28 protein-coding genes and 1 pseudogene are annotated in these 23,751 nt (G+C 38.7%); 9 read left to right on the top strand and 20 right to left on the bottom strand.

Translation table 11 applies throughout. The features are described 5' to 3' along the window. Positions 1-3: 3 nt before the first annotated feature. The 6 genes from anmK to ACWATA_RS19300 all read right to left on the bottom strand — a co-directional run bounded on the left by anmK (position 4) and on the right by ACWATA_RS19300 (position 5,361). Positions 4-1,149: an anhydro-N-acetylmuramic acid kinase AnmK gene (gene anmK / locus ACWATA_RS19275; protein WP_155008416.1), complete on the bottom strand. Its 1,146-nt coding sequence runs from the start codon at positions 1,147-1,149 to the stop codon at positions 4-6. A 1-nt stretch (position 1,150) separates the two neighbouring features. Continuing rightward, positions 1,151-2,467, bottom strand: coding sequence for a 6-phospho-beta-glucosidase (locus ACWATA_RS19280; protein ID WP_155008417.1), 1,317 nt, complete (start codon positions 2,465-2,467; stop codon positions 1,151-1,153). Positions 2,468-2,483: 16 nt separating this feature from the next. Continuing rightward, positions 2,484-2,750, bottom strand: coding sequence for a hypothetical protein (locus tag ACWATA_RS19285; RefSeq protein WP_033578208.1), 267 nt, complete (start codon positions 2,748-2,750; stop codon positions 2,484-2,486). Positions 2,751-2,804: 54 nt separating this feature from the next. After that, complete coding sequence (locus ACWATA_RS19290; protein WP_033578207.1) at positions 2,805-4,106, bottom strand: PTS sugar transporter subunit IIC; 1,302 nt, start codon at positions 4,104-4,106, stop codon at positions 2,805-2,807. An 80-nt stretch (positions 4,107-4,186) separates the two neighbouring features. After that, entirely contained in the window at positions 4,187-4,492 is a 306-nt protein-coding gene (locus ACWATA_RS19295; protein ID WP_028412249.1) for a PTS sugar transporter subunit IIB, read from the bottom strand. A 14-nt stretch (positions 4,493-4,506) separates the two neighbouring features. Beyond that, positions 4,507-5,361: a MurR/RpiR family transcriptional regulator gene (locus ACWATA_RS19300; protein WP_154991670.1), complete on the bottom strand. Its 855-nt coding sequence runs from the start codon at positions 5,359-5,361 to the stop codon at positions 4,507-4,509. Positions 5,362-5,576: 215 nt separating this feature from the next. Between ACWATA_RS19300 and ACWATA_RS19305 the strand changes: the two genes are divergently transcribed. The 3 genes and pseudogenes from ACWATA_RS19305 to ACWATA_RS19315 all read left to right on the top strand — a co-directional run bounded on the left by ACWATA_RS19305 (position 5,577) and on the right by ACWATA_RS19315 (position 8,031). Continuing rightward, positions 5,577-7,127 carry a glycoside hydrolase family 10-like protein gene (locus tag ACWATA_RS19305; protein WP_098113744.1) on the top strand — a complete coding sequence of 517 codons (1,551 nt, stop codon included), beginning with the start codon at positions 5,577-5,579 and terminating at the stop codon, positions 7,125-7,127. 89 nt (positions 7,128-7,216) lie between these two features. After that, positions 7,217-7,708, top strand: a pseudogene (locus tag ACWATA_RS19310) (NUDIX hydrolase). Between the two features lie 140 nt (positions 7,709-7,848). Continuing rightward, entirely contained in the window at positions 7,849-8,031 is a 183-nt protein-coding gene (locus tag ACWATA_RS19315; protein WP_014461302.1) for a CsbD family protein, read from the top strand. 30 nt (positions 8,032-8,061) lie between these two features. Here ACWATA_RS19315 and ACWATA_RS19320 read toward each other — a convergent pair whose 3' ends face one another. The 3 genes from ACWATA_RS19320 to ACWATA_RS19330 form a co-directional block, all read right to left on the bottom strand. After that, on the bottom strand, positions 8,062-8,721 hold the full coding sequence (locus ACWATA_RS19320; protein ID WP_028412245.1) for a haloacid dehalogenase type II: 660 nt from the start codon (positions 8,719-8,721) through the stop codon (positions 8,062-8,064). 129 nt (positions 8,722-8,850) lie between these two features. Then, positions 8,851-9,324, bottom strand: a complete 474-nt coding sequence (locus tag ACWATA_RS19325; protein WP_028412244.1) for a hypothetical protein — start codon at positions 9,322-9,324, stop codon at positions 8,851-8,853. Positions 9,325-9,546: 222 nt separating this feature from the next. Continuing rightward, positions 9,547-9,714 carry a hypothetical protein gene (locus ACWATA_RS19330; protein ID WP_014461305.1) on the bottom strand — a complete coding sequence of 56 codons (168 nt, stop codon included), beginning with the start codon at positions 9,712-9,714 and terminating at the stop codon, positions 9,547-9,549. Between the two features lie 148 nt (positions 9,715-9,862). Here ACWATA_RS19330 and ACWATA_RS19335 point away from each other — a divergent pair, with 148 nt between their 5' ends. Then, entirely contained in the window at positions 9,863-10,312 is a 450-nt protein-coding gene (locus ACWATA_RS19335; RefSeq protein ID WP_098113742.1) for a staygreen family protein, read from the top strand. 26 nt (positions 10,313-10,338) lie between these two features. Here the strand turns inward: ACWATA_RS19335 and ACWATA_RS19340 are convergent, their stop codons facing one another. From ACWATA_RS19340 to pgsB, 6 genes are all read right to left on the bottom strand, one after another. Next, positions 10,339-11,901 (bottom strand): gamma-glutamyltransferase family protein, encoded by a 1,563-nt coding sequence (locus ACWATA_RS19340; RefSeq protein ID WP_034269815.1) that lies wholly within the window; start codon positions 11,899-11,901, stop codon positions 10,339-10,341. Positions 11,902-12,024: 123 nt separating this feature from the next. Beyond that, the gene (locus ACWATA_RS19345) at positions 12,025-12,228 is read right to left on the bottom strand and encodes a CapE family protein (RefSeq protein WP_328153192.1); all 204 of its coding nucleotides are present in this window, start codon (positions 12,226-12,228) and stop codon (positions 12,025-12,027) included. Positions 12,229-12,248: 20 nt separating this feature from the next. Continuing rightward, a complete protein-coding gene (locus ACWATA_RS19350; protein ID WP_473050114.1) occupies positions 12,249-13,811 on the bottom strand; it encodes a gamma-glutamyltransferase family protein in 1,563 nt (520 codons plus the stop codon). A gap of 29 nt (positions 13,812-13,840) precedes the next feature. Next, positions 13,841-15,037: a CapA family protein gene (locus ACWATA_RS19355; protein ID WP_028412240.1), complete on the bottom strand. Its 1,197-nt coding sequence runs from the start codon at positions 15,035-15,037 to the stop codon at positions 13,841-13,843. 40 nt (positions 15,038-15,077) lie between these two features. Beyond that, entirely contained in the window at positions 15,078-15,527 is a 450-nt protein-coding gene (pgsC, locus tag ACWATA_RS19360; RefSeq protein WP_013055707.1) for a poly-gamma-glutamate biosynthesis protein PgsC, read from the bottom strand. Positions 15,528-15,543: 16 nt separating this feature from the next. Next, positions 15,544-16,725, bottom strand: coding sequence for a poly-gamma-glutamate synthase PgsB (gene pgsB / locus ACWATA_RS19365; RefSeq protein ID WP_014461310.1), 1,182 nt, complete (start codon positions 16,723-16,725; stop codon positions 15,544-15,546). A 908-nt stretch (positions 16,726-17,633) separates the two neighbouring features. Here pgsB and ACWATA_RS19370 point away from each other — a divergent pair. From ACWATA_RS19370 to ACWATA_RS19390, 5 genes are all read left to right on the top strand, one after another. Continuing rightward, a complete protein-coding gene (locus tag ACWATA_RS19370) occupies positions 17,634-18,287 on the top strand; it encodes a hypothetical protein (protein WP_367032927.1) in 654 nt (217 codons plus the stop codon). 84 nt (positions 18,288-18,371) lie between these two features. Then, entirely contained in the window at positions 18,372-18,962 is a 591-nt protein-coding gene (locus ACWATA_RS19375; RefSeq protein ID WP_473050115.1) for a TetR/AcrR family transcriptional regulator, read from the top strand. A gap of 42 nt (positions 18,963-19,004) precedes the next feature. Then, positions 19,005-19,346 (top strand): quaternary ammonium compound efflux SMR transporter SugE, encoded by a 342-nt coding sequence (gene sugE / locus ACWATA_RS19380; protein ID WP_473050116.1) that lies wholly within the window; start codon positions 19,005-19,007, stop codon positions 19,344-19,346. Between the two features lies 1 nt (position 19,347). Next, entirely contained in the window at positions 19,348-19,662 is a 315-nt protein-coding gene (locus ACWATA_RS19385; RefSeq protein ID WP_033578200.1) for a DMT family transporter, read from the top strand. A gap of 73 nt (positions 19,663-19,735) precedes the next feature. Next, positions 19,736-19,909 (top strand): twin-arginine translocase TatA/TatE family subunit, encoded by a 174-nt coding sequence (locus ACWATA_RS19390; RefSeq protein WP_013055701.1) that lies wholly within the window; start codon positions 19,736-19,738, stop codon positions 19,907-19,909. A 28-nt stretch (positions 19,910-19,937) separates the two neighbouring features. Here ACWATA_RS19390 and ACWATA_RS19395 read toward each other — a convergent pair whose 3' ends face one another. The 5 genes from ACWATA_RS19395 to ACWATA_RS19415 all read right to left on the bottom strand — a co-directional run bounded on the left by ACWATA_RS19395 (position 19,938) and on the right by ACWATA_RS19415 (position 23,742). Further along, the gene (locus tag ACWATA_RS19395; RefSeq protein ID WP_473050117.1) at positions 19,938-21,470 is read right to left on the bottom strand and encodes a diguanylate cyclase domain-containing protein; all 1,533 of its coding nucleotides are present in this window, start codon (positions 21,468-21,470) and stop codon (positions 19,938-19,940) included. Positions 21,471-21,842: 372 nt separating this feature from the next. Beyond that, the gene (locus ACWATA_RS19400) at positions 21,843-22,070 is read right to left on the bottom strand and encodes a helix-turn-helix domain-containing protein (RefSeq protein WP_025749662.1); all 228 of its coding nucleotides are present in this window, start codon (positions 22,068-22,070) and stop codon (positions 21,843-21,845) included. Between the two features lie 4 nt (positions 22,071-22,074). Continuing rightward, positions 22,075-22,221, bottom strand: coding sequence for a YvrJ family protein (locus ACWATA_RS19405; RefSeq protein WP_013055696.1), 147 nt, complete (start codon positions 22,219-22,221; stop codon positions 22,075-22,077). Beyond that, on the bottom strand, positions 22,214-22,825 hold the full coding sequence (locus tag ACWATA_RS19410) for a sigma-70 family RNA polymerase sigma factor (RefSeq protein WP_048020133.1): 612 nt from the start codon (positions 22,823-22,825) through the stop codon (positions 22,214-22,216). The genes ACWATA_RS19405 and ACWATA_RS19410 overlap by 8 nt, the downstream gene beginning before the upstream one ends. A 473-nt stretch (positions 22,826-23,298) precedes the next feature. Beyond that, a complete protein-coding gene (locus ACWATA_RS19415) occupies positions 23,299-23,742 on the bottom strand; it encodes a TlpA family protein disulfide reductase (RefSeq protein WP_013055693.1) in 444 nt (147 codons plus the stop codon). Between the last annotated feature and the right edge of the window lie 9 nt (positions 23,743-23,751).

A 23,751-nucleotide genomic window follows, 5' to 3' on the forward strand; every position in this document is an offset into this window, starting at 1 on the left:
TTTTTATAGTGGTGCAGGCGTAATGTTTCCTAATATTACAGGAGACAAAGCACCGGTTGCACTTGGTACATTGCTTGGATAACCTGCAAGTGTTTCATTTGCGAGCACCGCAAAAGCTACGGCTTCTTTTGCTTCTGAAGACATCCCTATTTCTTCTTGTGTATACACGCTGCAGCGCTTCCCTAGCTTGGCTTTAATCATATTCATCAGCGTATTGTTATAACTTCCGCCTCCTCCAATAATCACTTCGTCAATAGAATAGGCAGGAAAAATAAATGTTTCATAGTGATGTACAATGGATGATGCCGTGAACATGGTAATCGTAGCTAGCAAATCTTCTTTTTTATGGTTGCTATATTTCTCTAGCAGTCTCCTTGTGTACTGTGTACCGAACAGCTCTCTTCCCGTCGATTTAGGAGGAGAAAGGTTCATGTAATCATGGTTCATACAGTCTTCTAAAAGCTCTGAAATAATAGTTCCTCCAGCTGCTAAACACCCATTTTCATCAAATGAAACATGAAAAAGCTGCTGACACGCTTCATCTATCATCATATTTCCCGGCCCCGTATCAAAAGCTACTACGGGTATAGGAGAGTGTTTTGGCGGAATCAACGTTACATTCCCAATACCTCCAATGTTTTGAAGCAGCCTTGTACGATCAGCGTGGCTGTACAAAATTCGTTCGGTGTGAGGAACTAACGGAGCACCTTGCCCGCCCGCTGCCATGTCCATCACTCTGAAGTTTGCCACTACCTTCGTTTTAGTTTCATAGGCAATAACAGCGGGCTCTCCAATTTGGAGTGTAGACATCGCTGTATTTCCTGAAGCATACGGCTGATGGTAAATGGTTTGACCATGCGATCCGATGACATCTACTTGTTCAAGAGAAAACCCGGCTTCTTGGCACACTCTTTTCACTGCATCTGCAAACGCGTAGCCAAGTTTAAAATTCAAGCTGCAGATCAGCTGTACATTTGAATGTTCGAGAGAAAGCGCCTGTTCAATTTCTTTTTTTAACGACGGTGAAAACGGCATGGTAATGAACTGAAGAAGCTTAACTTTACTTCCATAGCCGCTTCCTTCAATCTCCACAAGAGCTGCATCAATTCCGTCCAGTGACGTTCCTGACATAAGTCCAACGGCATACATACTACGCATTCACTTCCTTAAAAAAAGCGGGTAAATACTTGCGATGAGCTTGAAGCAGTTCGTCTAAGACCGCCTTAGCCAGTTCGTCACTTGGAACAAGCGGATTAATGGTCAGGGCAACCAGCGCTTTTTCGTAAGATCCTGTAACCGCGGCTTCTGCTCCTACTCGTTCAAACGATTTAATTTGCTGCACGAGTCCATTCACTTCTACCGGAAGTTCACCGACAGCGAGTGGTACTGGTCCTTGCTTTGTTACAACACAGTTTACTTCAACCGCAGATTCGTTTGGCAGTGAAGAAATGGCGCCATTATTTCTTACATTTAATGTTTGAATATCACCTTTATCGTTATAAATGGATGAAATTAAATTACATGCGGCATCGCTGTAGTAAGCGCCTCCTCGTTTTTCCAGCTGCGGAGGCTTACTTTCTATATTTGGGTTTTTGTAGAGTTCAAAAAGTTCGGCTTCTAATGCTTTGACCACTTCAGCGCGCATAGTACCTGACTGAAAGGCCAAAAGCTCTTCTGCTACTATTTCTTTTGTTTTATAGTAATAGCGGTGATAAGGACATAAAATCACGCCAAGAGCTTCCAAAAAATCCGGTTGCCACGGAATAGGAGCTATGTTTCTCATTGTTACTTGAGACTTTGGATCACTTAAAAGTTGAATGACTTCTTGCGTTACTTCCTTTCCTTTTGCATACACATGCAGCCCGTATACCAAGTGATTTAACCCTGCAAATTCAATGTGCACATCTTCTTTTTCGATTTGAAGCAAGCTGGCAATTGAGTTCGTCATATGTACAGGCAGGTTACAGACTCCTACTACTTTAGAATGCTTTCCATATCGAAGCAGCGCCTCCGTTACCATACCGGCAGGGTTTGTAAAATTAATAAGCCAGGCGTTTGGACAAATTTCGTGTATTTCCTCGGCAATTTTCAACAAAACCGGGATTGTTCGCAAGCCCTTAAATAATCCTCCCGCCCCGTTTGTCTCTTGACCAATCATTCCGTACTTAAGAGGGATGCGTTCATCTTGAATACGCGCATCAAGCTGGCCTACTCTAAGCTGTGTCGTTACAAAATCAGCATTTATTAACGCTTTTTTTCGATCAAGCGTTAAATGAATTTCCATATCAACACCTGCTTTTTTGACCATTCTTCTAGCAAGTGCTCCTACAATTTCAAGCTTCTCTTTTCCTTCTTCAACATCTACAAGCCACAGTTCTCGAATTGGAAGCTCATTGTACCTTTTAATAAACCCTTCGACCAATTCAGGCGTATAGCTTGATCCTCCCCCTATTGTCACTACTTTCATTCCTTGCCCCTCCTTGTTAAAAAACGGCTAAATATGTAACGGCTGTGCACCCTGCCCCGAGCAAAACAAAGCGTATACAAACAGCGGTTTTAGATAAAGCTGCTGTTGAAAGCCGAATAGAAATAAATGTTGTAAGCAAAGCTGCTGACAGACTTGTAATGGCAAATAAACTATGCTGCGCTGACAAACCAGCATACTGCAGCAAAGGTGTAAAAATAACGTTACAAAGAACCATGGTCAACAGAAATAAAAACACGGTTTTATATCGAAATCGAACAAACATTGATCTTCACTCCTATTAAAGAGATAGAAGCCAAACAAGTTGGCTTCTCTTTCTTTACATTTGAACTGAGCTATCGGATGGTGTAACCGTTGCTTCATCGCTTCTTTCCATTTCAACCATCTTTCGGTCGTACATTTTAAAGAACGGAAGATAAATCACAACAGAAATAGCAATATTGACAACGACCAGTACAACCGCCCGCCAGTCTCCTCCGGTCGATAGATATGCCCCAATCGGCGCCGGGAGCGTCCAAGGAACCATTACGTATGTTGGAGTAATAAGGCCTGTCGCAGTTGCTGCGTATGAAATGATCGTTGTAATAATCGGGATGATAATAAAAGGAATAATTAAAATAGGATTTAAGACAATTGGCAAACCGAAAATAATTGGTTCGTTAATATTAAAAACCGCTGGAATAAAAGATGTCCTAGAGAGCGCTTTCGAATATTTAGATTTTGAGAAAAACAGCATTGCTAAAGCAAGGCCTAGCGTTGCTCCAGATCCTCCGATCCAAACAAACCATTGAAAGAACGTTTCGGGTGCAATATACGGGAGCGTTGAAGCTCCGTCTGCTACCGCTTCAGCATTTTTCGCTAAATATACTTCCCATACAGGCCGTGCCACTGTCCCAACAACAGAGACGCCGTGAATTCCAAATGACCAGAAAAACGTAATTAAGAAAACCGGTATTAATACTCCTGCTAAACTATCTCCTGCCTCTACAAGCGGAGCAACTAGTTTATCAACTAAATGATGAAGATCGATACCTAAAACAATTGTAATAATGGTCATAAGTACAACAACAATCGCAACTGGAATTAGCGCTTCAAAAGACCTCGATACCGAAGGTGGCACTTGCTCCGGCATTTTAATGGTGACATTTTTTGCTTTACAAAACCTGAGAATCTCGACTGATAAAATCGATACAATCATCGTCACAAATAAACCATGTCCTCCAAGGTTGGTCATTGGAAGCATAAATCCTTCTTCTTCAATCAGCTTTGGAGTCACCGTAAGAAGTAGTGCAGCAACTGCAATTTGTGCTCCTGACAGCGGATCGAGATTATAGCTTTTGGACAAGTTATACCCTATCCCAAAGGCTATATATAAAGACATAATAAACATCGTTACGCGATACGGTATTAAAATGTTGGCGCTGTTATCAGCTGCCCATTTCGCAATTGTGCTATCTTGCGGCACAGGAGGAAATGCTAAAATTAAGAAAAAACTTCCGATAATGATAAACGGCAAAGCGGAAATAACACCATCACGAATGGCTTGAAGATGCCGCTGTTCTGATAACCTGGCCATGGGTCCCGATAAATTGTTCTCTAAAAACGACACAAATTTGCTCATATACCCTTTCCCCCTCTATATTCTCCCCTTGTGTAATAAACCCCTTATTTATTTAAAAAGCAGGAAGAAACCTGCTTTCCTTAGCTAACGAGCTGTTGAACCGTTTTATAAAGCGTCGGACCTCCAAGCGGCGTATAAGCCTGCGGCGGAATGGGCCCGCATGGAACAGAAGCTTTATCCGCTTCCGCTTTCACTGCGTTAAACCGGTGACGAATCTGTGGTGCAACCATTACAACGTCCCAGCCCTTTTGAATTTCCTCTGCCACTTCATTTGTCCCAATTGCCAGCACTTCCATATCCGTTCCGTGCTTTTGTGCTTCTGTTTTTAATGCTTTCACCACAATCGCACTTGACATTCCTCCAGAACATACAAACAATACCTTCATTTTCTCGTTTCCCCCTACCTCTTAATTTTTTGAATTACATTATGTGTATCGATTATGCGCTCAAACACTTGATTGCCTTTTTGAATACATAACCGTATAAACATCGCATCTACAATGGCTAGCTGAGCAATACGAGCGCTCATCGTTCCAATTCGAATATGCTGCTCTTCTACTGAAATAGTCAGCAGAATATCAGCTAATCTAGAAGCTGGAGATGATCCGTGCTGCGTTAGCAAAATAACCGCTGCCCCTTTATCTTTGGCTATTTGCATCAGCTCCACCACTTCTTTTGTTTGACCGGAAGTCGATACTACAAACAGCACATCATCTTTTGTCATATTCGTAGCCATCACCATTTGAACGTGACTATCTAATGAAAACAGCGCTGAAATATCAATTCGAAGCAGTTTATACTGCGCATCTAGCGCAACTACAGATGATCCCCCTGCTCCGTATAAAAACACTCGTGTCGCTCTATGAATAGCTTCCGCAGCTGCATCAATTGCAGAAGAGCTCACTAAACGACTCGTGTTCATAAGTGCGCTCATACTTTTGCTCATGACTTTTTCAAGCACAGCTTCGGTCTCGTCTTCAAAATTAACCGGAAGATTCGGCAGCTGCTCGTTATTCACCTTATGGGCATCTTTTGCTAATTCAATCTTTAATTCTTTAAAACTATTAATCCCTACACGCTGACAAAAGCGGATAATCGTAGCTTCGCTGCACTGACACTGCTTAGCTAGCTGTTTGGTCGTTAAGTTCAACGTGGTCGTAGGATTTTCTAACACGTAATCAGCTACTCTTCCTTCAGCAGGACTGTAATGATTCATTTGTGCATCGATTAAAGTAAGTACGGAAAATTGGCGCATGAATTCCTCCATCGTTAAGTAACGTATTTCTAAAATATTCTTTAAATTACCATTATTATATTTTTTCTGAAGTTTAATTTCAATATTTTTCTGATATTTTTAAAACTTTATTTTATTTTTCAGAATATTTTATTAAAACCTATTGTGAATATAACGACCGCATGCTATATTATGAAAGAAATTTTATCTCAACCAAAAAAGAAGGAGGAACGAACATGCATATAAAAAAATGGATTGGAGGCATCTTGTTTTTGCTGCTGTTTTGTTCGAGCACATTACCTGCTAAAGCAGACGTACCTACTACGTATCAAAAACGGGAGCTTCGAGCGGCTTGGATTGCAAGCGTATACAATATTGACTGGCCTTCTCAGCCTGGTCTTCCGGTTGAGCAGCAAAAAAAAGAGTTTACCTATTTGCTAGATGAAGTACAAAAGATGGGAATGAATGCTGTGGTCGTTCAAATTAAACCTACCGCTGATTCCTTTTATCCGTCGAAATATGGCCCGTGGTCAGAATATTTAACGGGTACACAAGGTAAAGATCCCGGCTACGATCCTCTAGCTTTTATGGTGGAGGAAGCACATAAGCGCAACTTAGAATTCCACGCATGGTTTAACCCTTACCGCATTACCATGAATCATACTGATTTAAACAAACTTGCCGATAATCATCCTGCCAAACAACATCCTGATTGGGTCGTCTCCTATGGAAAACAACTCTACTACAACCCAGGTATTCCCGAAGTAAAAAACTTTATTATTGAAGAAGTGCTCGAAGTCGTAAGAAACTATGATATTGATGCTGTTCATATGGATGACTATTTTTATCCTTACAAAATTGCAGGTCAAACGTTCCCTGATCAAAAAACGTATCAAACCTACGGTGCTCAAACGTTTTCGAATATTGAAGACTGGCGCCGAGACAATGTTAATCAGCTTGTTCGAGATTTAAATACGGCTATTAAAAGAACAAAATCATACGTGAAGTTTGGCATCAGTCCGTTCGGCGTGTGGAGAAACATCGCTAATGATCCAACTGGCTCTGAGACGACTGCTGGACAAACAAACTACGATGATTTGTATGCTGATACGCGTACGTGGATTCAAAATGGATATATTGATTACATCACTCCGCAAATTTATTGGAATATTGGATTTGAACCCGCTGCTTACGATACGCTGCTCAACTGGTGGAGAGATGAAGTTCGCGGAAAGCCAGTTCACCTTTATATTGGACAAGCTGCTTATAAAATTAATAACAACGCGGTGGAAGCATGGTCTGATCCCGATGAGTATCCAAGGCAAATTGCTCTTAATCATCAATTTCCAGAAGTACATGGGAGCATGCATTTTAGCCTGAAAGATTTGAACCGAAACCCACTAGGAATAAAAGATAAGCTGCAAAACGATATTTATAAACATCCTGCTCTTATTCCGGCAATGCCTTGGCTTGATGGTACGGCTCCAAAAGCACCAAAATTAAAAAACGCGGGCCCTCATACAAAAGAAGCGGCGTTTGAAATTCGAGATCATCAGCAGAATGATTCCGCCTATTATGCCATTTATCGCTTCCAAGGCAATAAACGAGGTGACATCAACAACGCAGAAAACTTACTGACAACCGTTCGAAAAACAGGAGAAACACAATTATTTGTAGATCAAAGCGCACTCAAAAATCAAACATACACATATGTTGTAACCTCTGTTGACCGTTTGCATAACGAAAGTGCTGTTTCCCGTACGCTTACTGTAAAAGCACCTCATTAAAAAAGGTTCTATAACAAAATGTATGGTAGGATAAAGAAATCAAATGATGCTTTATCAAGCCATTCTGTTATAGAAAGTAGTGAAAAAAGATGGAACCAAACTATGATCGCGCCTTTGGCGTATATGGAATTTGTATGCGAGATGACAAGCTGCTTGTTATTCGAAAAAATAGAGGGCCGTATATTCATCGCTTTGATTTGCCAGGTGGACAGCTAGAACACGGTGAAACATTAACAGATGCGATGAAAAGAGAATTTAGTGAAGAAACTGGCTTTGAAATTACTATTATTTCTCAAGCCGGTACAACGGATTTTCAGTATCCCTGTAAGTAGAAAGAATTTACCCATGTACATCACATTGCTGTTTTTTATTACGTAGACATTGCCGGCGGTGAGCTTCTTTCCAACCCCGTCCAGTTTGAAGGACAAGATTCTTTGGAAGCATTGTGGATTGCACCCCAAGATCTTAACATCGATAATGCTTCTCCTCTTGTTCTAAAAGCAGTGGAATCTTTAAGCTTATTATCATGGCCTTATGAATCTCAGATTTATGATGAGTGGGAACTTAAAACCTCCGAATGATGATAGTGACTAAACAGTACTTCTAAATATCGCAGGCTTAGCTTCTGTTTAGGCCAAAATCAGAAAATATGTTTAATTTCTTTCTAACGGTGGAATAGACAAGTAACACTACTTAATCACTAATAGAAAGGAAGATTAAAATGAGTAAAGGTTTAGGAGATAAAGTTAAAGGAAATGTATCAAAAGCTAAAGGTGAAGTAAAAGATCAAGTCGGAAATGCAACGAATAACCGCGATCTTCAGCGTGAAGGAAAAGCTGAGAAAGCAAAAGGAAATGCTCAAAAAGCAGTAGGCGAAACAAAAGATACATTTAGCAATAAATAAAAAAGGACGAGCTTAATGCTCGTTCTTTTTTTATTTAATAAGCTGATTTAAGCTTTTAATGATTACGTTTGGCTGCAACTCTTTATGCTCAGCTACATTTCCTTTTCGGTTAACCCAAGCCGTTGCGAACCCGTAGTTTTTAGCACCGGCAATATCCCATGTATTCGATGACAGAAACAATACTTCTTCTCTTTTTGCATTCATTTTATTTTTTGCATAATGATAGCTTGCCATTGTAGGCTTGTACTGTTTGATTTCGTCTATGGAAATAACGTCTTCAAATAAATGATTCATATTGTGATAAGAAACAAGCGGATCAATCATATGCTTAGGACCATTCGTAAAAATAGCCAGACGATATCCTTTTTCTTTTAAATAGGCGAGCACCTCTTTGACCTCATCGTAGACATTCAGCTTCATGTAAGCACTCATCAGCATTTTTTCTTCATGTTCCGTTAAATCAATATCATTTGCTTCTGCTGCATATTTCAGGGATTGATTTGTTAATGTATAAAAGTCAACGTATCGTCCCATCAGCTGATATTGCATTGCATATTCAATTTGCTTCAAACGCCATAAATGGCTAATACTTTCTCCTCGTTCCGGATACAGCTTATCACACGTTTCAATAACGGTATGTACATCAAACAGTGTTCCATATGCATCAAATAAAATCGTTTTAAATTTCATCTGTGTTCGCCTCCTTCTTTCATTTTACCCACTCGTAAAAAAACATAACGTTTTTTCTGTTAAAAAAGAGGCATATTACCAGCTGAAGTATGCTCATTTCTTATGAAGATAAAAAAACAGCAGGCTCTCCTACTGTTTATAATCCCACACGACTTTCCATTCTCCTTTTTCACGAACAGCATACACTTTCTGCACCAAATCAAAGTTTCCATATTTCCCTTTATACGTTTGGATAACGGTCATTTCGTAAACAACAGGAAACGCTTTACGATCATTTTCCATCTTCCAGCTCTTTCTTTTTTCAACATCTTCAATGGAATACGTAAAAGTGTCTACTCCGAAATGATTGAGAAATACGTGTGCTCGATCTTGTATGTATGCACCTTTTGTCCACTTCTTTTTCATGGACGAATGAAAAAGGTTCCATGATTCCGAAAAGTTCCCTTCCTGTTCTAGCGTATAAAATTCTTTTACAGCAGATTTGGCTTGATGACTCGGAGAAAAGAATGTAAATTGAAACATCCAAATTCCCAGCGCAATCAAAGCAAGAAACACAGCTACTCCTAAACTTCGCTTCAAAAGCAGTGTTTTTTTTCGATACAAGTAAAAAGCCCCTTTATCAAAAATGCAGTATACAACAGCTTATTCGATATCAGGGCTTTTTAGTATTGCCGAACTAAACTTATCGGACATATCCTCAAAAAAGAGATTGAGACATAACTACACACATGAAATCTACGTTCACCTTAACCATAAAAGATCCGAACAATTCACCGTTCAGATCTTCCTTCAACTAAACTACGTTTGTTCCAGCCTCTTTCTGCGCTATACAATGTGAAAAGCCATTTGCATGGCTGCTAAAAAGCCCACGAACACAAGGCCCGTCACGAGACCCTCTTTCCAATCTGGCCGGTCTCCTCGAACAAATTTAGCAATATCATACGATAGCATGGCTGCTAAAAAAATCGTTAAAACAATATACAGCGGCTCCATCATCTATCACCCACTATTTCTTTTCTTCAGTGTAACAACTTTTTCATAAGTATGCATGTAAAAAAAGCAGCTTAAAATTCTTGACGAATGTGTGAAATTTCTCTTTTTTATGCATAAACTACTTAAAAGCGTGAAAGGAAGATGCCCTTTGTCTGCTTTTAATCCTCAGCAATTTAGCGTCACATACCGGCAAGGAAGCACGCCCACCTTTCCTTTTATTGGGCGTCGCTATACGCTCACCCATTCTGAACAAACAGACGATTTATTTCTTTGGATCGACGAAAAGTTTGCTGTTGATCAATTAAATGAACAGCGAAATGAGCTTTTTGCCGAATGGCTCCACAAAGAAGGTGTTGATACGCTGTATGTATACGTATTTATTGGAAATGAACACACGGAAAAGTCTGTTCAAGCCATACGGTATGCTATTTTCAAACAAGAAATGCCTTACTTACTAAAAGCATTGCGCTACGGTGATGCCACGTTTTTCAACGCTCACCCTGCTTTAGATCGTTCCCCCATTTACGTACATTTTCATTCCAGTGACAAAGAATTTCATTCCATTCGATATTTTCAAACGCCTTCTCACTATGCCTAAGCATATGAGAAGGGATCTTTACTTCGTTAATCTCCTGTTTTCCAAACTCCATTTCTTCTAGGGTCTCCCGCCCCTTCCATTTGTTTATCTTGAAAATTAATGGTTAACGCTTGGATACCTCCATAAAAGACGTCGCTTTCCTTTGTTTCTATCCGAAACGCAGAAGGGATATTTTTTGTATCTAAATCAGGCTCTATATAAATAGTCGAATCGTCAAAAATAAATCGCGGTTCATTTACAGCTTCTTGAAGCGGTTCATTTCCTTCAAGATTTTTAGAAAGTACCTGAGTTAAAATTTGAGGAATCCGTGTTCCGCCAGGAGAACCTATTCCCATCGCCCACTCGCCTTTTTCTCTTATAATAGTTGGAGCTGTAAAGGTTCTTGCTCTTTTTCCTGGCTCACGATTATTCGGTTCTTTGCTTCCAAACGTATCAGCATTGTTATTAAGAAAAAAACCGTCAACTTGTTCGCCTGTACCAAAGAAGTTACTTAACGTATTGGTTGTTGATACGACGGTTCCTTCTGAATCAATAACTACAAAATGTGTTGTACTTTCGTGTTCTTCATCCCCTTCACCTGAAGAACTTGTCGGGTGATTGACCAGGTTTGTTATATAATCATCACTAACTAACTCACTTGAGTTTTGATTATGAAAGTCAGGATCGCCAATTTGTTTTAACCGGTCGGAGTAAGCTGCTTTTTTAATTCTGTTCATCGTTTCGTAATAGTCTTTGTCAGGCATTGTTTCAAGATTTTCTTTCTCTGCCATTTTTAACATTTGAATCAGTGTAATCCCGGAAAAAGGCGGAGGCGCTGAAATCACTTCCGTTCCATTGTAAGCAGAAACGACAGGCTTGGTTTCTGTCACTTGATAGGAAGATAGGTCTTTTTTAGAAATAGGCGTTGCATCAGCAAGATCTTGTGCCAAATCTCCTTTATAAAATGCAGATGCACCTTCTCGCTGAATCTTAATTAACGTTTTAGCCAACACTGGCTGGGACAGCGTTTCTCCTTCTTCGATTGCTTCTCCCTTCGGATAAAAAGCAGATAGATCATCCACATCCATCCTTCCTCTAGAATAATACAATCGCGAAGATAAAAGAGAGTCTACTTCAAACCCTTTTTCAGCGTATTCAACGGCCGGCTGAATTAAATCACTCATTGATTTTGTGCCATACTTCTGCTGAATATATTCCATGCCAGCCACAAATCCCGGCACGCCGTTTTTACCGCTCATAGAAGTTGGAGCGGTTTCCCGGTAATCGATAAAGGTAGCAGGCTGATCTTTTTTGGCAATCAGCATACCTCCACCTCCGCCAATTCCGGATCCAAAAGGTTCGACTACATTGAGGGCATACGAAATAGCAATGGCCGCATCTACTGCATTCCCGCCTTCTTTTAATACGTCCATCCCTACATTTGCTGCCAGAGAATTCGATGAACTCACACCATAAGAATGATCATTATTTTTTTTAAGCAGCTTTTTAGGACTAAGATCTGTACTCGATTGAGTCATAAAAAAAGCGGCTATAACCCCGATTAACAACAAAACAGCAACAATATTAAATAACAGTAATTTTTTATTCACACATTCCCCTCCATTTTTACTCATATGTATATTTTGTGAAGCGCTTTCATTTTTATCCATAAATTAAATTGCACACAAAAAAGACATCGCCCCGGACGATGCCTTTTTATTACTATATATGTTTTATTTCCCAGAAGCTGATGCAGCATCATTTACTGCATCTGTAGCAGCAGATTTTGTTTGTTCAATCATTTTTACGTTATTTTCGATTTTTTGCTGTTCATCTGTTGAAAGAGTAGCCGGATGTTTTAAAGCTCCAAGTCCTGCTACTACTCCTGCTACAATAGCAATCGGTCCTACAATCCCTACGATACGTTTTGCGATCATTTTCTATTCCTCCAATTAAGTTAGTCTGTACTTTTTTCCCATAAACCGTGGCGGCGCGGATCAGCGTCACCTTGAATTTGATTTTTCTTTAAGTCTTTCACAAGAGCTTGAACGCCTCCGTAAAACATCGCGTTATCATTGTTTTTCAAGTCATAACCGTACGTTTTTAAACCATCTTTAGTTGACTGTTTAAGCTTAGCTTCTGAATAAAACTTATGAGAATCAAAAATCACACGCTTGTTTTCTACTGCCTTTTTAATGGAATCTTTGTCCTCAAAATAATCCTCAATTACTTGCGTTAACACTTGCGGAATACGATTTCCTCCCGGTGTGCCAATCGACATTACCCATTCATCACCTTCACGAATAATGGTAGGGGCTGTAAATGTTCTTGGACGCTTACCAGGTTCACGCTTGTTAATTCCTTGTCCAAACGTATTGAGCGTATTATTCAAAAAGAATCCATCTACATATTCACCGCTGCCGAAGAAATTACTCAGCGTATTCGTTGTGGATACAACGGTTCCGTCACCGTCCATCACAACAAAATGAGTGGTACTTTCATGTTCTTCGACGTCGCTTACTTTGGTGTGATCTGTTTCAGTATTACTTAATTTATTACGAAGTAAATGCACGTAGTGATCGTCGATCCAATCATTTGGCGTTTCTTTTATAAAAGCCGGATCGGCAATTTTCTTCAAGCGGTCTTGATAAGCTACTTTTGAAATTTGACCAAGAAAATGATAATAAAGACTAGGATGCGATTCCTTCAGCTTCCAAATATCTTCTTGATCCGTCATTTTTAACATTTGAATGAGCGTAGCACCAGCAAAAGGAGGAGGTGCTGAAATAATTTGATGACCTTTATAATTAGTTGATAGAGGTTTGCGCTCAACAGGCGCATACTTTCGCAAGTCTTTGTGACTTACTTTCGTTTCTTCTGTAATATCGTCTGCAATTTTCCCTCTATAAAAAGCATTTGGCCCTTCTTCCTTAATCTTGTGCAGCGTGTTCGCTAATTCATGCTGTTTGACAATTTCACCTGTGTTAATGGCGTCTTTATCTGGGTAAAAGCTAGGAATTTCATCTTCATTCACATTACCTTTGTATGAAACCAGCCTATCGTGCAAATCTTTGTCCACTTTGTACCCCTTCTCGGCATAGTTAATGGCCGGGTCGATTAGTTTGCTCATCGACAGAGATCCGTAGTGGTGCTGAATATAATCCATACCAGCGACGAACCCTGGTACGCCAATCTCATCTTCTTTATCATTCTTAGGTGCAATTTCTCGGTAGTCAATAAATGTTGGAGAGGCATCTGCTGGATCAATCAGCATTCCGCCGCCTCCCCCAAGTCCTGATCCGTACGGTTCCACAACACCAAGCGTGTAGGAAATGGCAATAGCTGCATCAACTGCTGTACCGCCTTGTTTAAGAATTTCCATACCTACTTTTGTGGCGCGAGGATCTGAAGTACTTACTGCATATTCTTGTTTTGGAAACATAAATTGATAAACACATACACCTACTATGAGTGAAAAGATGACAATGGAAACAATAATCGTATTACGTTTATTTATCATCTTTTACCTCCTCTGTGTATGACGGGCTATTAGTTAGCTTGTGCTTCTTTCTTTTTGCGCTCCTCTGCATGTTTTATAATGCGAGAATGATCTAAGTTTAATTCAAACTTGTTTCGTTCTTTTTCTAACAGTTCAGGGTTTGAAGAAAACTTGTTTAAATCGTTATAAATACGCTTCATGCGCCAAGGGTTATCTGTTGGAGTTGGTGTACCTGCTTTAATAACCATTGGAATAACATCAATTTTAGCTTGGCCCTGCTTGTTTAAATGATACTGAACCATCGCTGTATTTTTCGTACTTGACCACCCTTGGTCAAAGATAAAGTTTCCTAGGCTATAGAAAATAACCGAACCTTTATATACGTCATATGACTGTAGAACGTGCGGATGGTGACCGATGATAATGTCCGCACCAGCGTCTACCATCGCTTTTGCTAGTCCTTCTTGACGAGGACTTGGCTGTGCATCGTATTCTTCACCCCAGTGGGCATTTACTACAACTAAATCAGCATTTGCTTTCGCTTGCTGGATCGTGCTGAAAATAAGATCCGGATCTGCTTTTAAAATACCTGGGTTGTTTTTTCCAGCGGACATTCCGTCTGAATGTACATCCGTAAACCCTACGGTTGCAATGCGGATGCCGTCAGCATCTTTATATGAAATATGCTTTGCTTCTTCAGAGTTACGGCCAGCACCAACAAAATCTAATTTGTTTGCTTCAAAAGTAGAGATCGTATCTTCTAACCCTTTTGCACTGTAGTCCATTGAATGGTTGTTCGCTAAGTTTAATACGTCGAAACCTGCATTTTTAACGGTCGCTAGATCAGCAGGCTTACTATATAAATGAATACCTTTTTCCATTGCTTTATATGAATCTACGTCGTTTGTTAAAATCGGCGTTTCGTAGTTCCCGCTTACGTAATCCGAATTTTTAAAGAACGGCTCCACGTTGCGGAATACAAAATCTTCTCCGTAGCGTTCAGTTACTTCTCTTACATGGCGACCCATCATAATGTCTCCGACCATAGTCATCGTTAAATCATTATTGGCCTCTGGATTAGCCGTCTCAGGGTTTTCAAGAGCGTCCGAACGCTCCATCCATCCTGAAAGAGCTAAAATTACGATTAAAATTGGCGTTAAGATAAGAGCTTGCTTGCCCGTTGTAGGCTTTGTTTTCTTTATAAACATCAATACTTTTTCTTGAAAGTTTAATTTTTTCTCTTTCAACGCTTTCACCTTCCTTTACCAGCTGCGGTTTGTTTGTGTATTAAAATAAATAATAAACTTGCATAATTCCAAATGTTACACCACTTAATAAAACCGTTGTTCCAACTGTTAAAGGAAGACCTTGCTTTTGCATTGTATTTGCAATTAAGCCCGGTACAATGATACCAATTCCGCGTAATTCAAACACTTCAAACGGCAAGATCGGGAAGAAATAATCAAATGCAACTTTAATCACAATACCCGTAATTAACATCGCTGTAAATTTGCGACGTCCATATAAAATAACTACTTTTGAGATTCCGTACACGACGATAACATACGTTAAAATACTAATTAAGAAAATCATTAAAATGGTAATTGGCTGATCAAATACAAGAGCTAAATACCCCGGTACGATAAGACCGGCTGGCAATACGCCCGTTTTTTCTGTAAAAATTAAGCTTAGTGTAACCCCTAACACAAGGGCAATATATAAATCTGATCCGAACATGAAATGGCCTCCTAGATTAAACTGCTTTTCTCATCTTTTTCATTTCAATAATAGCTTCAACAAGCGGCTCGGCTGAACCGTGGATATTTCCGACACCGTATACGATACGATCTTTTAAATAAGGCTTCATGCGCTCTAAAATTTCTTCTGTAGAAGCGCCTTCCATATCCCAGAATTCTTTTGTTGGCAATTCGCCTCTTTGGTGTGCAGCAGCGATTGGTGAGGTCGTCTGACCAATTGCAATCATTACATCCGCTTCAATGTATGGCATTACATCTTCAGCAAATTGCTCGGTGCGATCTACACGGTCCGGACGGCAGTTCATAATGACAATAGGAAGCTTTTCACTATAGTTCATTGAATCTACACGTTCCCAAATACGAAGCGTGGAAGAAGCGTCGTTGGCAGCAAATCCATTCACTAAAAATGCTGGATTTTTTTCATCGCCAAACGTTGTAATTCTCATAGCTCCTGGGTCAGGCTGGGCATTTAACATTCCTCTCATCGCTGTTTCAGCATCGATGCCAAGTGCTTCTGCTACTGCTAAACCGATGGAAGCATTATCAGGGAAAACCATATAATCAAATTCACGTAAATACGCTTCAGATACTTTATCATTGTCAGCTACAATAACCTTTGTGTTGCGCTCTGCGGCTATTTTTTTATAATATTCCAAATATGGACCTTCAATTGTAACAAGGTGGCCATCATAAGGAATAGTAGCAGTGAACGCTTGAGCAACTTCATCTAGAGTTGGACCCATTACATCCATGTGATCTTCTAGTACGTTTACAATAACGCCTACCTTGGCTTGAATCAGCTGATTTTGGAATGTGATTTGATAATCAGGCTGTACCGCCATACATTCACAAATAAGAGCTTCCGCGCCAATATCGGCAACTTCATTTACCACTCGTCGCTGTTCTCCAATGTTCGGACCTTCTTTACGACGAATAATTGGTTCTTCTTCACTTGTATGCCAGTAGATCATACGCGCTTGTGTTCCTGTCGTTTTCCCTACTGTTTTGTAACCTGCTTCTTTTACAATACCTGTAATCAATCGTGTAACGGTGGATTTTCCGCGAATACCATTAACATTCACTCGTACAGGAATTGAATGCAGCTTGCGTAAATGTCTGCGATACTCCCAAACGCCATACCCTACTAAAAATAGGCAGCATAGGATAATTAAGATCATGTTTCATTCTTCTCCTTCCAAACTTCTCCTGTTGGATACGTTATGAATGCTTTTGATTCATAATGATAGATATACGATTTCATAGTTTTACTCCCTTTATATATGTATGGGAGCTAATCAATTAACAGCGCTAGCATGCTGCTAAAACACCTGCTTTGAAAAATGGACTCGAGTACCAATTTCAACAGCTCTAAAACTATCATCTGCGCTCATTAGTGGTCAATAGCTCAAATGTTATATATTCTTACAATTCCGATTGTCTATTTACAGAATTAAAAACTCATCGTTTTATTTAAAATTTACAGAATAGGTCTAAAGTTTATTTACCTAGAAAAATCCCATCGATACCTTTTTTTACCATAACAACAGGAATATTTTATACATCACTCTTACAATTAACACACGGAAATATTACGTAATTAAAAATTTCTTAACTTTAGAAAACGTTTTGTAATATAAAGGTGGAATAAAAAATATTTTATCCCATTAATTCCTTTTTATGGATATACCAATTGAATTTGTCTAACAACCGTACTTGTGAGGATGATAGATAGATATAAAAGTAAAAAAAATACATTTATTTATCATTTTCTGCTTACATTTAACTTACTTAAATAGAAAGTACATTAAATATTTTTTTCTAATTTTATAAGCATTTAGACTCCATATGTACCTAGTTCTTTTGTTGTTATTTTATAGATTCCCTTTATTTAATAATCAATTCAGTAAATCTAAATCTCTTGACTATGGCCTCTTTTCCTATTTTTATTTCAATATTTTCTGAATCTTTCTACCGATAAAGGCATCTTTTGTCCGTTAAGATTGCCTAGAAAAATGCATGATTTCTCACTTTTTTGGCATATGATGTTATCATAAAAAGAAGAAGTATCATCAAAAGGAGGAAAACAATGGTTGATACAATCCTTTATTTTCTATTTTCTTTTTGCTACATTGTCCTGTTTTTCTTTAGCATATATGTAGTACGAAAAAACACTTCGCCGTTTTACATGCTATTTCTTCCTTTAGTAATAGCTGGACTAATTTACGATAATGTAATGATTGGGATTGGTTCATTTATCGGTGAAGGCGATACTTTACGTTCACTCAGCATGCTTCGCTTTTGGTTTCACGCTTTATTTACCCCTACTTTGGTGCTCTTTGCGTATGGCGTAGCGAAATATTCGACGATCACATGGGCTAAAAAACCTGTTGCCAGCATTCTTTTTTTGCTGACTACGTTTGCCTTAATTAGCTATGAAATAATCGAGACGATTAGTCAGCGTATGGAAGTTATACGTGAATATGGCATTGTTCGCTATACATTAGTGGGATCGTCCGGTCCCCCTCTTATGGTTCTTATTGTGGCGATTATTTTGCTTTTCGTTGGAATTTCTTTATTTCGCAAGACCAGGTGGAGCAGCATGATGATTGGAGTAGCCGTGATGATTGTAGGAAGTGCCGTGTCAATTCCTATACCAAGCACAGCCGTAACAAATACGTTTGAGCTTATTTTTATCTTTTCTTTATTTTTAACTCAGCGTCATTTAGTAAAAATACATTAAAAAGAAGCGATTCCCTTGCTTCTTTTTTTTATATTTGATATCTTTTACCTAACGACCGTTAGTTAGATTGAGGAGGAGCTTTTTTTGAGTGAATTATCAACTGTAGAAAAAATTAGAGCTGCCGCAATGGAGCTCTTTGGAGAAAAAGGCTATACAGAAACATCGCTTGCTGATATCTCATCAAAAGTAGGCATAAAAAAACCTTCCCTGTACGCTCATTTTAAGAACAAAGACGACTTATTTTTACTAACCGTGCATGATTTAATGAATTTATTTTTAACAAAGTTATCTGTTATATACGAACAGCATAAAACAAAGTCTGCTAAAGAACAGCTTCACTGCTTTGTTGTAGATTTCTGCACGATGATTGAAAAAGATTCTTTTGGCCAGATGTACCGTCGTCTTATTTTGTTTCCACCTGAGCATTTGCAGTCGGAAGTAAAAGCTATTTTCTTAAGAAGCGAACGATTGTCTGATCAAATTCTGCATACTATTTTTACACAGGGAATGGCTGAAGGCGAAATAATTGAACGTCCGATTGATTTGTATATCAATAGCTTTTATTGTTTAACCGATGGACTCTTCATTCAGCGCTTTTACTATGAACCAGAGTATTATGATCAAAAAATCCACGATGCTTGGACAATATTTTGGGAAGGCATACGCGCTAAATAGGCCCTGTAAAAAGGGCTTATTATTATGTAAGGAGGAATTAAAATGGCTTGGATTTACCTTATTATCGCTGGTTTGCTCGAGATTGTATGGGCAATCGGCTTAAAATATTCACACGGATTTACTGAATTAACTCCAACAATCATTACGATCGTCACAATTGTCATCAGCTTTTATTTCTTTTCAAATGCCTTAAAAAAAATTGCTGTGGGAACAGCTTATGCAGTGTTTACTGGTATAGGAGCTGCTGGTACAGCGATACTTGGTATGACCGTTTTAGACGAAGGCGTAAATATTGGAAAGATTTTATTTTTAGGATTAATGATTTTTGGAATTATCGGTTTAAAGTTAATTTCTACTGAAGAAACAGAAAGAGAGGACTCTTAACATGGCCTGGATTGCATTAATAGCTGCCGGTTTCTGCGAAGTGGGATTTGTGATTTTCTTAAAACTTTCGGATGGATTTAAGCGATTGCTTCCTTCAATTGGATTTATCCTTTTCGGTGCAGGAAGTTTTTATCTTCTCTCCTTAGCGTTAAAGGAAATACCCCTTGGAACAGCTTACGGTATATGGACGGGAGTAGGCGCTGCCGGAAGTGTACTTCTCGGTATGCTTTTCTTTCGCGAAGCAAAAGATATGCGTCGAATTCTATTTATTTTTTGTATTGTAGCAGGTGTAATCGGCCTTAAAATCACTGGATAAGGGTGTACTACTTCCCCTCTTTTCGTGCTATACTAAACTTGTAAACACTTTCAAAAAATAGGAGACGATGACAATGAACCTTGGGTTTGGAGAAATTGCCTTAATTGTATTTGTCGCTCTATTGCTTTTTGGTCCAAAGAAACTGCCGGAATTAGGAAAAGCTGCTGGAAAAACGTTAAAAGAGTTTAAAAACGCTACAAAAGGAATTATGGAAGAAGACGAAAAAGAAAAAGCCCCTCCTAAATAAGAGGCTTATATCTCTTTTAAAAGCTGACTCAAACGTTTGAGTCAGCTTCTTTGTGGTGAGAATATACTGAAATTCGATTTCGACCCGTACGCTTTGCTTCATATAAAGCCAGATCTGCTTGATGAACAATTGAAATGGGCTGTATGTTTTCGGATGGAACGACTGTCATTATTCCAACGCTGATAGTGACGCACTTAAACACTTCAGAAGCTTGATGGACAATTCCACGGCCCTCCACTTGCTGTCTAATAGCTTCTGCCATTTTTATCGCTTCATATTGATTAGCTCGAGGAAGCAATATACCAAACTCTTCTCCTCCGTATCTTGCGACAAAAACCGATTCGTCAAAGACAACACTTTTAGCGATCTTCGCTACTTCTTTTAAGCATTCGTCTCCTTGAATATGGCCATAGGTATCGTTATACGCTTTAAAATAATCAATATCAAATAAAAGAAAAGAAAGCGGCTCTTTTTCTTTCCGTGCGTATTCCCACTCGATTTCCAGCTGTTTATCAAGAGATCGGCGGTTGTTCAGACCCGTTAAGCCATCTTTCATGGACAGCATTTCAAGCTTTTTATTAGCTTTGAGAAGATCACACTCAGCCTTCTTTTTCTCCGTAATATCTCGATATTCCCAATAGTGGCCAATATACACGTGACCTTCATAGATTGGAATGTAGTCACGCGCATAAATTTTACCGTTAATAAACGTAATTTCTTCATCTACTATTGACTCTTTTGAATAAACGGTGCTTTCTACCGTTTTTAAAAACCTAGCAGGATCTTTCAACATAGGAGCGTGAGATAAAAACAGCTGATTACTTTCCAGTCCAACATATTGATTAGGAGGCCCGGGTATATCAAACATGTCACAAAAAGTTTGATTAATAACGGCTACTTCGCGCTTTGGCGTTTCAATCATGGTACCTGTCTTTGCATTTTGAACCATAACCGAAAACATTTTAGACAGTTTTTTATGCTGACTTGTCGTTACGCGAGATACATATATATATCTACCTGCTAGATACACTAAACACCCGCCTATAAAGGAAGCAGGGAGTAAATAGACGATAGTCGCAGCGGCGTGCTTCATATCTTTAAAAAGAAAGGACAATGAGAAAAATACGCAAAGCAAGCTAATAGAATTCATTAATTGAAAACGAATAAATGGACGATAAGGTAAGCGAACCGTCCACCCAGACAGTAAAGCCATTACGATAATTGTAGCAGCGCCTATTATTCCGCTTTCCGTAATTCCAAATAAAAGCAAACGCATTACTCCTATAATACAAGCTGCAATGATAGCCGGTATCATTCCTGCATAAAGACAAACAATTGTCACCGCTAAAAAGCGAAGGTCAAGAATAATAGTAGAATCTATTTTAATTGTATATATCATTAAAATGCTGCCTAATAGTCCATAAGAACATCCGTAATAAATTAAGCGATACATTTTATACCGTTTTATTCCTTCTACTCTATAAATGATTTGCTCTCGAACTATACTCGCAGCAAACAAGAAAGAAATAATTAACGTGATATTAAAGAGAAGTTGACTCACTCTATTCTTCACCTCTTTCCAAAAGCTAAAACAAAAACAATCGGCTTCTTAGCTTACATATTTTTTACGGCTGCTTTTTTATAACTAGTACTGTTTGATTTATCGAACAGCACTAGTTTTTCCTTCATTAAATAAAACTCTTATATACTCTATTTGCTACCGACAATCCTCACTATATAAAGAGCAATTACCTTCCTTTTATACAAGAAATTCTACTTGTTAGTATACTACTAAACTCTATGTGTACACATCACCTTTTACCTTTTTTAAAATATTTATCCATTTTCTATTTTTTGTATTTTTCACTGAAAGGTACGTAGTCGAAATGCAGCAAAAATAAAAAAAGAGCGTCGATACAACGAGCGCTCTTTTTTATTTTTGGCGTAAAAATTCCCAAAGTCCTGGCGTTTTGGAAAAATCAAACGTCTTAACAGCGGAAAGAATTTTAATCTTTAAATCTTGCTTTACGTCTTCTCTCTCATGCAGTGAAAAGCTTTGGACAGCTTTATTTAGTTTTGGTTCCAGCTTTTTTAATAAACGCCTTGACGCCTCTTCATCTCCGGCTTTCACTTTATTTACAAGCTCATATAGAGTCTCCATTTCTTCACTTCTTTCTTAAGTCAGTTGTTAATTCTTCCACTTTTTCTTCGAGTCGCTTTATATTGTTTTCTACACGCAGTAATAAATAAAAAGAAAGGACAGCGGGAAATCCTACGTTTCCAACAAGTTGAAGCCATTGAGGATCAAACATATCTATCACTCACCTTCATAATTTTTTTCAACTTGCTTAGCGCACGTTGGTAATGGTTAGAAACCGCTTGCTGAGAAATAGAAAAATAAGCAGCGATTTCTTTATGAGTCCAGCGTTCGACAATAATCAAGTGCAGCATACACTGCTGCTTGGCCGTTAATTGGCGAAATGCATGATGAAGAATACGATTTTCAAGTTGATTTCCTAAAAATTCATGCTCCCATACAGCTCCGTCCTGTACTCCTAGCATATCTTCAACTGTTCTATTTCCATCTAGCGCAGCCGGCTGCTGCAGGCGAAGAGGAATATATGAACGCTCTTTTTCTTTTACACGCATAACATCTCTGGAATAATGTCTGCAAAGCTTGTTAATATAATGAAGCAATCTAACTTCACTATAAAACTGATGAAATTCTTTGTTTAGAAGTCTTTGTTCTTTTGTATCATTTTTAACAACCGCTTTTTGTAATCGCTCATAGCGTTCTGGTGTCAAAAATGTATTCATTATATGAGTCTGAAGAGTTGCGCTGTGGTTTGTAAGAAATGTATGAAAGGTACATTCTTTGTCGTGCCGCTTTTCTTGCTGCGAATAGAGCTGAGTCATTGTGCAAATCTCCTCCTTTTTTTCTTATACTTATTAAAAAGGGAGAAAAGAGTAAAATAACAACACCAAAAACGAACGTTTGTTCTTATATAAATTTAACTATATTAGGTTTTTTATGTCAATATGATGAAATGCTCATTAATAATCAAAACGACTCAGTAAAAATAAAAAAAAGAGATTGAGACATAACGAAATGGATCCAATCTAAAGACGAACAAATAGAATACATGAGCTGGACTGCTTATTACACCGCAGTTGATTTCCGTGCAAGACTTCGCTTTCCGCGGGCGGCCGCTGAGCCTCCTCGTCGCTGGCGCTCCAATCAACTGCTAGAAGGAACGAAACAGATGAAATCTACGTTCTGCATAACAAAAAAACGACACACTAATCAAACATGTTGATCAGTGTGTCGTTTTTCACTTCGGCTAAAATATTTTTATCCCGGCCCTTTTTATTTCTTCTTCATGTATAGATTATTCTTCTCCTAAAACGCGGTTGATACGTTTGCGAAGCATTGGCATTCCATTTCCACCCGCTTGGAAATGACGAAGCTGACCTTCTTTATCAAATACATAATATGCTGGTACATATTTATTTTCAAAAGCGTCTGTTAACTTATGCTCACTGTCTACATAAATTGGCTGAGTAATATCGTGTCCCATTGCCATTGCCTCAATAACACCCATATCTAAGTCATCTTCCGAACGAGGCATATGAACCGCTACAACATTCAATTGATCATCATACTCATCACGAAGATCATTAACTTCAGGCATTGCTTCTTTACATAAATGGCAGCTTACTGACCAAAAGTGGATAAGCGTTGCTTTATCACCTACTAAATCTTCCTTTGTCACTTCGTCGTTAATCCAAGATGTTGCTCCAGTTAATTCAGGCATTTGTTCACGTAATTTCATGTTAAAATC

This window comes from Priestia sp. USM5 (assembly GCF_058323215.1).